At 69.4% G+C, this 12,313-nt stretch carries 12 protein-coding genes; 10 read left to right on the forward strand and 2 right to left on the reverse strand.

Annotated features, from left to right (window positions below):
• Nucleotides 1–5: 5 nt before the first annotated feature.
• From hemH to rho, 3 genes are all read left to right on the forward strand, one after another.
• The gene (hemH, locus tag ACE3TA_RS15270) at nucleotides 6–1,052 is read left to right on the forward strand and encodes a ferrochelatase (protein ID WP_374575151.1); all 1,047 of its coding nucleotides are present in this window, start codon (nucleotides 6–8) and stop codon (nucleotides 1,050–1,052) included.
• Entirely contained in the window at nucleotides 1,049–1,495 is a 447-nt protein-coding gene (gene hemJ / locus ACE3TA_RS15275; protein WP_374575152.1) for a protoporphyrinogen oxidase HemJ, read from the forward strand. The genes hemH and hemJ overlap by 4 nt, the downstream gene beginning before the upstream one ends.
• Nucleotides 1,496–1,768: 273 nt before the next feature.
• Entirely contained in the window at nucleotides 1,769–3,163 is a 1,395-nt protein-coding gene (rho, locus tag ACE3TA_RS15280; protein WP_374575153.1) for a transcription termination factor Rho, read from the forward strand.
• 57 nt (nucleotides 3,164–3,220) lie between these two features.
• Here the strand turns inward: rho and ACE3TA_RS15285 are convergent, their stop codons facing one another.
• Together ACE3TA_RS15285 and ACE3TA_RS15290 are read right to left on the reverse strand one after the other, a co-directional pair.
• On the reverse strand, nucleotides 3,221–4,192 hold the full coding sequence (locus ACE3TA_RS15285; RefSeq protein ID WP_374575154.1) for a quinone oxidoreductase: 972 nt from the start codon (nucleotides 4,190–4,192) through the stop codon (nucleotides 3,221–3,223).
• 3 nt (nucleotides 4,193–4,195) lie between these two features.
• Complete coding sequence (locus tag ACE3TA_RS15290; RefSeq protein WP_374575155.1) at nucleotides 4,196–4,894, reverse strand: dienelactone hydrolase family protein; 699 nt, start codon at nucleotides 4,892–4,894, stop codon at nucleotides 4,196–4,198.
• A gap of 95 nt (nucleotides 4,895–4,989) precedes the next feature.
• Between ACE3TA_RS15290 and ACE3TA_RS15295 the strand changes: the two genes are divergently transcribed.
• The 7 genes from ACE3TA_RS15295 (at nucleotide 4,990) to ACE3TA_RS15325 (ending at nucleotide 12,307) form a co-directional block, all read left to right on the forward strand.
• Entirely contained in the window at nucleotides 4,990–5,241 is a 252-nt protein-coding gene (locus ACE3TA_RS15295) for a DUF6489 family protein (protein WP_374575156.1), read from the forward strand.
• The gene (gene mnmE, locus ACE3TA_RS15300; RefSeq protein ID WP_374575157.1) at nucleotides 5,238–6,581 is read left to right on the forward strand and encodes a tRNA uridine-5-carboxymethylaminomethyl(34) synthesis GTPase MnmE; all 1,344 of its coding nucleotides are present in this window, start codon (nucleotides 5,238–5,240) and stop codon (nucleotides 6,579–6,581) included. The genes ACE3TA_RS15295 and mnmE overlap by 4 nt, the downstream gene beginning before the upstream one ends.
• 164 nt (nucleotides 6,582–6,745) lie before the next feature.
• Entirely contained in the window at nucleotides 6,746–8,596 is a 1,851-nt protein-coding gene (mnmG, locus tag ACE3TA_RS15305) for a tRNA uridine-5-carboxymethylaminomethyl(34) synthesis enzyme MnmG (protein ID WP_374575158.1), read from the forward strand.
• On the forward strand, nucleotides 8,574–9,230 hold the full coding sequence (gene rsmG, locus ACE3TA_RS15310) for a 16S rRNA (guanine(527)-N(7))-methyltransferase RsmG (RefSeq protein WP_374575159.1): 657 nt from the start codon (nucleotides 8,574–8,576) through the stop codon (nucleotides 9,228–9,230). Before mnmG ends, rsmG begins: the two co-directional genes overlap by 23 nt.
• On the forward strand, nucleotides 9,214–10,026 hold the full coding sequence (locus ACE3TA_RS15315) for a ParA family protein (protein ID WP_374575160.1): 813 nt from the start codon (nucleotides 9,214–9,216) through the stop codon (nucleotides 10,024–10,026). Before rsmG ends, ACE3TA_RS15315 begins: the two co-directional genes overlap by 17 nt.
• A gap of 9 nt (nucleotides 10,027–10,035) precedes the next feature.
• Nucleotides 10,036–10,941: a ParB/RepB/Spo0J family partition protein gene (locus tag ACE3TA_RS15320; RefSeq protein WP_374575161.1), complete on the forward strand. Its 906-nt coding sequence runs from the start codon at nucleotides 10,036–10,038 to the stop codon at nucleotides 10,939–10,941.
• Nucleotides 10,942–11,197: 256 nt separating this feature from the next.
• The gene (locus ACE3TA_RS15325; protein WP_374575162.1) at nucleotides 11,198–12,307 is read left to right on the forward strand and encodes a serine hydrolase domain-containing protein; all 1,110 of its coding nucleotides are present in this window, start codon (nucleotides 11,198–11,200) and stop codon (nucleotides 12,305–12,307) included.
• The last annotated feature ends 6 nt before the right edge of the window (nucleotides 12,308–12,313 follow it).

Genomic DNA, 12,313 nt, shown 5'->3' on the forward strand with positions numbered 1-12,313 from the left:
GCGCAATGACCCGTCTCGCCGTCGTCCTGTTCAACCTGGGTGGACCGGATTCGCTGAAGGCGGTCCGGCCGTTCCTGTTCAACCTGTTCAAGGATCCGGCGATCATCAGTCTGCCGGCGATCGCGCGCTATCCGCTGGCGGCGCTGATCTCGACGACCAGGGAGAAGACGGCCCAAGCGAACTACAAGGTTATGGGCGGCCGCTCGCCGCTGACGCCCGAGACGGTGGCGCAAGCCGCCGCGCTGGAAGCGGCGCTCAGGACCGCGCGGCCGGATCTGGACGCCAAGGTGTTCGTCGCCATGCGCTACTGGACGCCGTTCGCCTCCGAGACCGCGCGGCAGGTAGCGGCGTTCGCGCCCGACGAAATCGTGCTTCTGCCGCTCTACCCGCAGTTCTCCACCACCACCACGGCGTCGTCGCTGAAGGACTGGGCGCGGTCATACCGGGGACCGGGACGGTCGCGGACGGTGTGCTGCTATCCGACCGAGGAGGGGCTGATCGAAGCCCACGCCCGGGCGATCGAGACGTGCTGGGACAAGGCCGGTCGTCCGAAGGGCCTGCGGCTGCTGTTTTCCGCTCACGGCCTGCCGCAGAAGGTGGTGGACGACGGCGATCCCTATCAGGCCCAGGTGGAAGCCACGGCCGCGGCCGTCGTGGCCCGGCTGCCCGGCGAGTGGGACTGGCGCATCTGCTATCAAAGCCGGGTCGGGCCGATGAAGTGGCTCGGTCCGTCGACGGACGAGGAAGTGCGGCGGGCTGGCGCGGAGGGACGCGGGGTTCTGGTCTCGCCGATCGCCTTCGTCTCGGAACATGTGGAGACGCTGGTGGAGCTCGATCACGAGTATGCGCAGCTCGCGGCCAGCGTGGGGTGCGAGCCCTATCTGCGCGTGCCGGCGCTGGGGGTCGACGCGGCGTTCATCGAGGGCCTGGCTCGTTCGGTCCTGCAGGCCCTGACCCGTCCGGGCGGCGCGCAGCCGCAAGGCGCCTGGCGCTGTCCGGCGAGCCACGGACGATGCGGCGGCGAGAGCTGTCCCGGAAAGGAAGCGGCATGAACTACGACCTGTTCAGAGGTCTGCACATCCTGTCGGTCATCGCCTGGATGGCGGGGCTGCTCTATCTGCCGCGGTTGTTCGCCTATCACGCGGAGGCCGAGGTCGGTTCGCAGATGGACCAGACCTTTCAGGTCATGGAGCGCAAGCTCTATCGGATCATCATGAACCCGGCGATGGTCGCGGCCTATGTTTTCGGTCTGGGCCTGATCTGGATCGACGGGCATGGTCGCGGCTGGGATTTTCTTCTGACGCCCTGGATGATCACCAAGCTTACGGGGGTTGTGTTCCTGACCTGGTGGCACCATTTCCTGGGTCGGGCCCGCAAGGCCTTCGCCGAGGGCCGCAACACGCGGTCGAACAAGTTCTGGCGCATGACCAACGAGCTGCCGTTCCTGGCGGCGATCGTCATGGTGCTGGCGGTGACGACCGAATTCACCTTCTGACGAAATCGTTGTTCGGCCGGGACCGCGGCGAGCGGTCTGCTTGACCGGACAGCGTTCCTGTGGTTCCGGTGAGATCACGTGTCGCGGCGATCCGCGGCGCGCCCCGCCTTTCACCGGCGCCCAGCGCGACAACCGCAGCCAGGCCCGGCCCCCGAAATCCCATTCCGCCGCCCGACGGCGGACCATCCCGATCCGGCTCCACGCCCGAAGACCGTTCAGGTCCAGGCGGGCGGAAGGGGCCTTTCCGAACAGACCGAGTCAACGAGTAGACCCATGCAAGACGAAACCCAGTCCGACATCGTCGAGACCCAGGCCGAAGAGACCGACCTGGTGACCGAGAACGCCGAAAACGACGGCGCGGACGAACCCTCAGAGGCCGCGGCGGCGATCGCCGCCATGGGCCTCACCCGCATGTCCCTGCAGGAGCTGAAGGACAAGTCGCCTGCCGACCTGCTCAGCTTCGCCGAGACGCTCGACATCGAGAACGCGAACTCGATGCGCAAGCAGGACATGATGTTCGCGATCCTGAAGACCCTCGCCGAGGAAGGCGTGGAGATCTCAGGCTCCGGCACCATGGAAGTGGTGCAGGACGGCTTCGGCTTCCTGCGCAGTCCGGAGGCCAACTACCTGCCGGGCCCCGACGACATCTACGTCAGCCCCTCGCAGATCCGGAAGTTCGGCCTGCGCACCGGCGACTCGGTGGTCGGCGCGATCCGCGCGCCGCGCGAGGGCGAGCGCTACTTCGCCCTGGTCAAGGTTGACCAGATCAACTTCGAGAACCCGGACAACGTCCGCCACAAGGTCCACTTCGACAACCTGACGCCGCTCTATCCCGACGAGCGGCTGCGCATGGAGATCGACGATCCGACCCTGAAGGACCGTTCCGGCCGGGTGATCGACATCGTCGCCCCGCTGGGCAAGGGCCAGCGCTGCCTGATCGTCGCCCCGCCGCGGGTCGGTAAGACGGTGATGCTGCAGAACATCGCCAAGTCGATCGCGGCCAACCACCCCGAATCCTACCTGATCGTGCTGCTGATCGATGAGCGGCCCGAGGAAGTCACCGACATGCAGCGCACGGTGCGCGGCGAGGTGATCAGCTCGACCTTCGACGAGCCGGCCACGCGCCACGTGCAAGTGGCTGAAATGGTTATCGAAAAGGCCAAGCGCCTGGTCGAGCACAAGCGCGACGTGATCATCCTGCTGGATTCGGTCACCCGCCTCGGCCGCGCCTACAACACCGTGGTGCCGTCTTCAGGCAAGGTGTTGACCGGCGGCGTTGACGCCAACGCCCTGCAACGGCCGAAGCGCTTCTTCGGCGCCGCGCGGAACGTGGAGGAGGGCGGCTCGCTCACCATCATCGCCACGGCGCTGATCGACACCGGCAGCCGGATGGACGAAGTGATCTTCGAAGAGTTCAAGGGCACCGGTAACTCGGAAATCGTCCTGGACCGCAAGGTCGCCGACAAGCGGATCTTCCCGGCCATCGACGTGCTCAAGTCCGGCACCCGCAAGGAAGAGCTCATCACGCCGAAGGATCAGCTGCAGAAGACCTACATCCTGCGCCGGATCCTCAACCCGATGGGCGCGCAGGACGCGATCGAGTTCCTGCTCGACAAGCTGCGCCAGTCGAAGAACAACGACGACTTCTTCCAGTCGATGAACACCTGAGGCGTTTCTCCCTCCGCCGCTCGGGACGGAGGGAGCCGCCGTTTCACGTGAAACCCGTCAGGGTATCAGCAGGCTCGCGCCAACCGTGGCGCGGGCCTCGAGCGCTTCATGCGCGGCGCGGGCTTCCGACAGCGGGAAGGTCTGGCCGATGTCGACACGCACCTTGCCCGAGCCGATCACGTCGAACAGGGCCGCGGCGCTGGCGTCCAGCTCCTCGGTGGTGGCGACGTAGTCGAACAGGGTCGGCCGCGTGAAATAGAGCGAGCCCATGCGCGACAGCCGGCCGGGCTCGACGGGCGGGGCCGGGCCGGAGGCGTTGCCGAAGCTGACGAACAGGCCGCGGCGGGCGAGGCTCGCCAACGTGCCCTCGAAGGTCGAGGCGCCGACGGAGTCATAGGCCACTGGCACGCCCTTGCCGCCGGTGATGCGGCGAACCTCGGCGGCGACGTCGGCCTCGCGATAGTCGATCACATGGTCCGCGCCCAGGGCCTTGGCGCGCTCGAGCTTCTCGGCGCCGCCGGCCGTGGCGATGACGGTCGCGCCGAGCGCCTTGGCCCACTGCACCAGGATCGAACCGACGCCGCCGGCGGCCGCGTGAACCAGGATGGTCTCGCCCGGCTGCACAGCGTGGCAACGGCGCAAGAGGAATTCGGCGGTCATGCCCTTGAGAAGGGCGGCCGCCGCCACCTCGGGCGTGACGTCCTGGGGCAGCCTGACGGCCCGGTCGGCGGCGACGGCGTTGAACTCGGCGTAGGCGCCGATCGGCCCGGAGGCGTAGGCCACGACGTCGCCCTTCGAAAAGCGGCCGACGTCAGGCCCCACAGCCTCGACCACGCCGGCCGCCTCCATGCCCAGCCCCGAAGGGAGCTTGATCGGGTAGAGGCCGGAGCGGTGGTAGGTGTCGATGAAGTTGACGCCGATCGCGGTGTGGCGGACCAGGATCTGGCCCGGGCCCGGCGTGGGGACGTCGACCTCGGCAAGCTCGAGAACCTCGGGCCCGCCCGTGCGGGAAAGACGGATGGCGCGCATGGCTCAGCTCAGGTTGGCCTGGAAGAACGCCATGGTGCGCTCGTTGGCGGTCTTGGCGTCGGCCGCGTCGTAGTGCTCGCCGCCGACCCGGGCGAAGGCGTGGTCGCGGCCCGGATAGCTGTGCATGGTGATCTGCGGGTGCGCGCCCAAGGCCTGGCGGATGAGCGCCTGCGCTTCCTTGGGCACGAACTGGTCTTCCTCGGCGATGTGCAGCATCAGCGGGCGGGCCAGTTTCTCGGCCTCGCCAGTGCGCGCCTCGATGCCCACGCCGTAGTAGGCGACGCTGGCGTCGGCGTCGGTGCGGGTCGCGGTGAGGAAGGCGAGCAGGCCGCCCAGACAGAAGCCGACCGCGCCGACCTTGCCGTTGCAGCCGGGGTCGCTACGGATGGCGTCGATGGTCGCACGGATGTCGCGCACGCCATTGTCCACGTCGAAGGCGTTGTAGAGTTCGAAGGCCTTCTTCCACTCGGCCTCGGATTGGTCGGTGATGTCGATCCCCGGCTCGATCCGCCAGAAGAGGTCCGGGCAGATGGCCAGGTAGCCGGCCGCGGCGTAGGCGTCGGTGATGTCGCGCATCACCTTGTTGACCCCGAAGATCTCCTGGATGACCACGATGGCGGCGGCCGGTGTCTTGGCGGGCCGCGCCACATAGGCGGAAAAGGCGCCGTCGGGCGTGGTGATGGTCATGGTTTCGGCGGCCATTCGTCTCTCCCGTGCGTTCGTATGGCTGAAAGGCTACTAGCGCGGAGCGTGGCGAAGCAGCCATAACAATGTCGTGGTTGAAGCGGAGCCGGGCCATGAAGATGAACGTCGAAATCGATTGCACCCCGGCGGAGGCGCGCGCCTTCCTCGGCCTGCCTGACGTCACCGGTCTGAACGACCGGCTGGTCAAGGAGATGCAGGCGCGCATGGAAGCCAACATGGCCATGCTGGCGCCCGAAGAGCTGATGAAGAACTGGGCCGCGTTCGGCGTCGGCGCGCAGGAGACCTTCCGCAAGCTGATGCAGGCGGCGACCGACGCGAGCATGGGCGCCAGCCGCTCGAAATGACCTCCACGATCTTCGCGGCGGCCACGGCGGCGGGACGCGCGGCCGTCGCCGTCGTGCGCGTTTCCGGGCCGGAGGCGGGCAGGGCGGTGGCCGAATTGACGGGCCGACGCGCGCCGAAGCCTCGGGTTGCGGCGCTTCGCGTCCTGCGCGACGAGGACGGGCGGCGGATCGACCAGGCGCTGGTGCTGTGGTTTCCCGGGCCGGAGAGCTACACCGGCGAGGACAGCGCCGAGTTTCACGTGCATGGCGGCCCGGCCGTCGTGTCCAGCCTGCTTTCCCGGCTGCAGGCGCTTGGGTTGCGGCTCGCCGAACCGGGGGAGTTCACCCGGCGGGCGTTCGAGAACGGCAAGCTCGATCTCGCCCAGGCCGAAGGGGTCGCCGATCTCATCGAGGCGGAGACCGACGCCCAGCGCCGCCAGGCCCTGGATCAGCTCGGCGGCGCGCTGGGCCGGGCGCAGGAGCGGTGGCGCGCCAGCCTCGTCGAGGCCCTGGCTGTGTTCGAGGCGGCGGTGGACTTCCCCGACGAAGAGGTGCCGGCTGACGTGGCCGAGCAGGCGCGGCCCGTTCTGGCGGGTTTGATCGGTGAACTGGAGGCGGCCGTGGAGGACGCGCGGCGCGGCGAGCGGGTGCGAGAGGGCTTCCGCATCGCCCTGGTTGGCGCGCCCAATGCGGGCAAGAGCACGCTCTTGAACGCCCTGGCCGGCCGCGATGCGGCGATCGTCACGGCGACGCCCGGCACCACGCGGGACGTGATCGAGGTCCCGATGGTGCTGGGGGGCTACAAGGCGTTGCTCGCCGATACCGCGGGCATCCGCGATGCAGAGGATGAGATCGAGGCGGAAGGCGTGCGCCGGGCGCGTGCGTGGGCCGAGGAGGCCGACCTGCGGCTCTGGGTGGTCGACGGCTCCGGTCCGGGCGCGGCGGAGATCGGCGTCGGGCTGGTGCGGGCGGGCGATCTCTGCCTGATCACCAAGGAGGACCTGGCCGAGGGTCCGGCGACAGACTGGGCTCGCGGTATGGCCGAAGCCTGGGGGCTCGCCGTCGTGCGGATGAGCGCGCACTCGGCGAAAGATATCGGGCAGCTCCGCGAGGGGTTGGCCGCGACGGTGGTCGGCGCCCTTGCAGGCTCGGAGAGCCCGACGGCCACGCGGCTGCGGCATCGGGAGCTGTTGGGCGAGGCGATCGAGCGGCTCCGCAGGGCTCTGGACGAGACCGAGCTGCCGGAACTGGCGGCCGAGGACGTGCGTCTGGCGAGCCGTGCGCTGGACCGGGTGACCGGCCGCATCCACCCCGAGGACGTGCTGGACCGGGTCTTCGCGAGCTTCTGCATCGGTAAGTGAGCCGGTGTTTCACGTGAAACACTGGCGCGCCCCCGCCGCGGCCATGCGGCGATGTTTCACGTGAAACACCCGCGCCCGCGTCGACGCCCGGCCCGCCATCGGCTATATAGAGTCCTCGATCGCCCCCGCTCGTCGGGGGCGTTGCGCTTACAGGACCCGACAGCTTGACCACCTGGGACGTCATCGTCATCGGCGGCGGACACGCCGGATGCGAGGCCGCCGCGGCCGCCGCCCGCTTCGGCGCGCGCACCCTGCTGCTCACCCACAAGATCGAGACCATCGGCGAGATGTCCTGCAACCCGGCCATCGGCGGGCTGGGCAAGGGCCACTTGGTGCGCGAGATCGACGCCCTGGACGGGGTGATGGGCCGTCTGGCCGACAAGGCCGGCATCCAGTTCCGCCTGCTCAACCGCTCCAAGGGCGCGGCCGTGCGCGGCCCGCGGTCCCAGATCGACCGGCGGCTCTACCGCGAGGCGATGCAGGCCGAGCTGGCGTCCACGCCGAACCTGACCATCAAGGCCGACGCCGTCGAGGATCTGATCGTCGAGGACGGCCGGGTCGCCGGCGCGGTGGGCCAGAGCGGCGAACGCTACGCCGCCGGCCGCGTGGTGCTGACCACGGGCACCTTCCTGAAGGGCGTGATCCACCTGGGTGAGCAGCGCATCCCGGCCGGCCGGGCGGGCGAGGCGCCGTCCATCGGCCTAGCCGACCGGCTCTACGCCCTGGGCCTGTCCATGGGGCGGCTGAAGACCGGCACGCCGGCCCGGCTCGACGGCCGCACCATCGCCTGGGATCGGCTGGAGATGCAGGCGGCGGACGACCCGCCGACCCCGTTCTCTTTCCTGACGGACCGGATCACCACCCCGCAGATTCAGTGCGGCATCACCTACACGACCGAAGAGACCCATCGGATCATCGCCGAGCGGCTCACCGAGTCGGCGGTCTACGGCGGGCGCATCAACGGGCGTGGCCCGCGCTATTGCCCCTCGATCGAGGACAAGGTCGTCCGCTTCGCCGACAAGACCAGCCACCAGGTCTTCCTGGAGCCGGAGGGGCTGGACGACGACACGGTCTACCCGAACGGCGTCTCCACCTCGGTGTCCGAGGAGACCCAGGCCCTCTTCCTGCGCACCATCCCCGGGCTCGAAGGGGTGAGGGTCAAGCGCTACGGCTACGCCATCGAGTACGACTACGTGGACCCGCGCGAACTCTATCCGACGCTGGAGGCCAAGCGCCTGCCGGGCCTCTTCCTGGCCGGGCAGATCAACGGCACCACGGGCTATGAGGAGGCCGGCGCCCAGGGGCTGATGGCCGGGCTGAACGCGGCCCGCGCCGCGTCCGGCGCCGAGCCGGCGGTGTTCGCCCGCGACGAAGCCTACATTGGGGTCCTGATCGACGACCTCGTCACGCGGGGAGTCACCGAGCCCTATCGGATGTTCACCAGCCGCGCGGAGTTCCGCCTGTTGCTGCGGGCCGACAACGCCGACCAGCGGCTGACCGCCAAGGGCGCGGCGCTCGGCGTTGTCGGTTCCGAGCGCGAACGGGCTTTCGGCGAGAAGGCCGCGGCCCTGGGCGCCGCACGCGAGCGGGCGCGGGCGCTGACGCTCACCCCGGCCGAGGCCGCGCGCCTGGGGCTGCCGGTGAAGGCCGACGGCCAGCGCCGCGACGTCACCCAGCTCCTGGCCTATCCCGATATCGACTTCGACACCCTGGCCCGCGTCTGGCCGGAGCTGGCCGACTGGCCCGAGGCGGTGCGCGAGCAGATCGCCATCGACGCGTCCTACGCCGGCTATCTCGACCGCCAGGCGGCGGACGCCGAAGCCTTCCGCCGCGACGAGAACCTGCGCCTGCCCGCCGACCTGGACTACGCCGGGGTGGGGGGTCTCTCCAACGAGGTGCGCGAGAAGCTCGCCGCCGTGCGCCCGCTCACTCTCGGCCAGGCCGGCCGTATCGAGGGCGTCACCCCAGGCGCCCTGACAGCCCTGCTCGCCCATGTCCGCCGCCGAGCCGCTTGACGCCCCCGCCGCGATGGACGCGGCCGAGTTCGCCCGGGTCAGCGGCGCGACGGACGCCCAGGTCGCCGACCTGGAGCGCTATCGCCAACTGCTCGCCGAGTGGAACGAGAAGATGAACCTGGTGGGGCCGGCGACCCTGGAGATCTTCTGGTCGCGGCACGCCTGGGACTCGGCCCAGCTCCTGAAGATCACGCCCGACGCCCTGACCTGGGCCGATCTCGGCGCCGGCGCCGGCCTGCCGGGGGTCGTCCTGGCGATCCTGGGGAAGGGGCGGCCCGGCTTCCACGTCCACCTCGTCGAGAGCATGGCCAAGCGGTGCCGCTTCCTGTCCGAGGTGGTGTCGGAGCTCGGCCTGCCGGCGACCGTTCATAACGAACGTGCGGAAAACCTGTCGCTGGATGTGGATATAGTGACGGCTCGGGCTTGTGCGCCGCTCGCGCGCCTGCTCGGGTATGCCCGGCCCTACCTGGAGCGCGGCGCTTTGGCGCTGTTCCTGAAGGGCCAAGATGTTGCGTCAGAGCTCGAAGAAGCTACAAGATATTGGAAGTTCGAGGCGGACATCCTGCCGAGCCTAAGTGACCCGCGGGGGCGGATCGTGAGAGTGAGGAGACTTGGCCGTGGCCGTAAAGTCTGACCCGGGCCTACGCATCCTGGTGATCGCCAACCAGAAGGGCGGCGTGGGCAAGACCACGACGGCCATCAACCTGGGCACGGCGCTGGCGGCGGTGGGCGAAAAGGTGCTGCTGGTCGATTCCGACCCGCAGGGCAACGCCTCCACCGGCCTCGGCATCGGCCGGGCCAAGCGCAAGAAGACGCTCTACGACGTGTTGATGGGCGAGCAGCCGATCACCGAGGCGATCGTGAAGACCGAGCTGCCGGGCCTGGACCTGGTGCCCGCCGACCCGGACCTCTCCGGCGTCGAGCTGGAGCTCGGCAATTCGCCCCGGCGCTCCTTCAAACTGCGCGACGCCTTGGATCTGATCCGGCGCGAGGGCCACTACACCTACGTGCTGATCGATTGCCCGCCGTCGCTGAACCTGCTCACGGTCAACGCCATGGCCGCGGCCGACGCGGTGCTGGTGCCGCTGCAGTGCGAGTTCTTCGCGCTCGAGGGCCTGACCCAGCTCATGCGCACCATCGAGCTCGTGCGCGGCAGCCTCAATCCGCGCCTGGAGATCCAGGGTGTGGTGCTGACCATGTACGACCGGCGCAACAGCCTGTCCGAACAGGTGGCCAACGACGTGCGCGGCCACTTCGGCGGAACGGTGTACGACACGGTCATACCGCGCAACGTGCGGGTGTCCGAGGCGCCGTCGTTCGGCAAGCCGGCGCTGGTCTACGACCTGAAGTGCGCCGGCAGCCAAGCCTATCTGAAACTCGCCCGTGAGGTCGTGGTGCGTGAGCGCGCCCGCCGGGCCCAGGCCGCCTAGGGGGACGCCATGGCCGAGAACCGCAGAGGATTGGGCCGGGGCCTGTCGGCGCTGCTGGGCGACGTGGCCGAAACGATCGAGGACGGCGGCGCTGGCGTGCCCGCCGAGCGGCGCGAAGGCGCCGGGGTGCTGGAGATCCCGATCGAGCTGATCCATCGCAACCCCGACCAGCCGCGCCGCGTGTTCGGCGACGTGGAGCTGATCGAGCTCACCGAGTCGATCCGCGAGAAGGGGGTCCTGCAGCCGATCCTGCTGCGGCCTTCGCCGAAGACGTCCGGCGAGTATGAGATCGTCGCCGGCGAGCGGCGCTGGCGCGCCGGCCAGATGGCCGGGCTCGGCGTCATGCCGGCGGTCGTGCGCGATCTCGACGACCTGCAGGTGCTCGAGATCGCCATCGTCGAGAACGTGCAGCGCGCCGACCTGAACGCCATCGAAGAGGCCCTCGGCTTCAAGGCGCTGATCGAGCGGTTCGGCCGCACCCAGGAAGCCATCGCCCAGGCGGTGGGCAAGAGCCGCAGCCACATCGCCAACACGCTTCGCCTGTTGCAACTGCCGGCCGAGGTTCAGGAGCACGTGATGCAGGGCCGCCTGTCGGCCGGCCACGCCCGCGCCATCGCCACGGCGGACGATCCGGTCGCCCTGGCCGAGCGGATCGTCGACGGCGGGCTGAGCGTGCGCGACGCCGAGGCGCTGGCGCGCAAGGGCGCCGACAAGGCCAAGGCGCCGGCCGCGCGCAAGTCGTCCGGCGGCGGCTCGAAGGACACCGACACGGCCGCGCTGGAGAACGACCTTTCCGAGGTGCTCGGCCTGGACGTCTCCATCGTCGACCGCGGCGGCGCCGGCGAGCTGCGCATCAGCTACAAGACGCTCGAACAGCTCGACGACCTCTGCCGCAGGCTCACACGGGCCGGCTGAAAATCGCCTCTCTCGCGCACGGAGGCGAGGCCGATCGACCCCCTGGACGACCGCGTTGCGACAGGGGCCTGTGGATAAGCCCGAAATCGGGCCTACCCAGTTGGTTTAGCTGATCTTTTCGGTCACTCGGCTCCGCCGTGCAATCGGCCTGATTTCGGGAGTTTTGCGGGCCGAAGCCGCAATCGCGGCCATCTTCCACAAGTCCTCTTGGCGCTCGGCCGTTCCTCGGCTCAACTGGCGGCGGGAGGATGATCGCGTGGACGATGACAACGTGAGCGGCGTCTGCGACGCCCGGTTCGAAAAGGTGCGCGAGGTGCTCGCGCGGAACCTGGCGGACGGCGAGGACGTGGGCGCGGCCTTCTGCGCCACCCTGGAGGGCGAGACCGTGGCCGACATCTGGGGCGGTTGGGCCGACGAGGCCAGGACCCGCCCGTGGTCGCGCGACACCATCATCAACGTCTACTCGACCACCAAGACCATGACGGCGCTGACGGCGCTGCTGGTGGCGGATCGCGGCGAGCTGGACTTCGATGCGCCGGTCGCGCGCTACTGGCCGGAGTTCGCGGCCAACGGAAAGGCGGACATCAAGGTCAGCCACCTGATGAGCCACTCGGCCGGCCTGTCCGACTGGGCCGCCCCGATCGTCAAGGAAGACCTCTACGATTGGGAGAAGGCGACGAGCCTCCTGGCCGCCCAGGCGCCGGAATGGGAACCGGGCACGGCCTGCGGCTATCACTCGATCACCCAGGGCTATCTGGTGGGCGAGGTGATCCGCCGGATCACGGGCCGATCCGTCGGCACGGTGTTCCGCGAGGAGATCGCCGAGCCGCTCGGCGCCGACTTCCATATCGGCCTTCCGGCCTCAGAGGACGGACGGGTGGCCGACCTGATTCCGCCGCCGGTGACGCCCCAGGTCGGCGGCAAGCCGATCCTGATCGATGTGCTGGACACCCGGACGCGAGCGTGGCGAGGCGCCGAGATTCCCGCCGCCGGCGGAACCGGCAACGCCCGCTCGGTCGCCGAGATTCACGCGATCCTCGCCAACGGCGGCGTCGCCAAGGGCAAGCGCTTCATGTCCGAGGCCGGGTGCCGCAAGGCCCTGGAGGTGCAGATCGAGGGGACCGACCGCGTGCTCGGCATGCCGGTGCGCTACGGCCTGGGCTTCGGCGTTGCGGGCGGCCGCCTGAGCTTGCCCAATCCCAATACGATTTTCTGGGGCGGCTATGGCGGGTCGCTGGCGATCATCGACATGGATGCGCGCACCACCTTCGCCTACGTCATGAACAAGATGAGCCCCACCACCACGGGCGACATGCGGGCGTTCGGCTTCGCCATGGCCATGTGGGAGGGGCTGGGCCTGATGTAGGCCCGC

The organism is Phenylobacterium sp. (assembly GCF_041916435.1).
Lineage (GTDB): Bacteria > Pseudomonadota > Alphaproteobacteria > Caulobacterales > Caulobacteraceae > Phenylobacterium.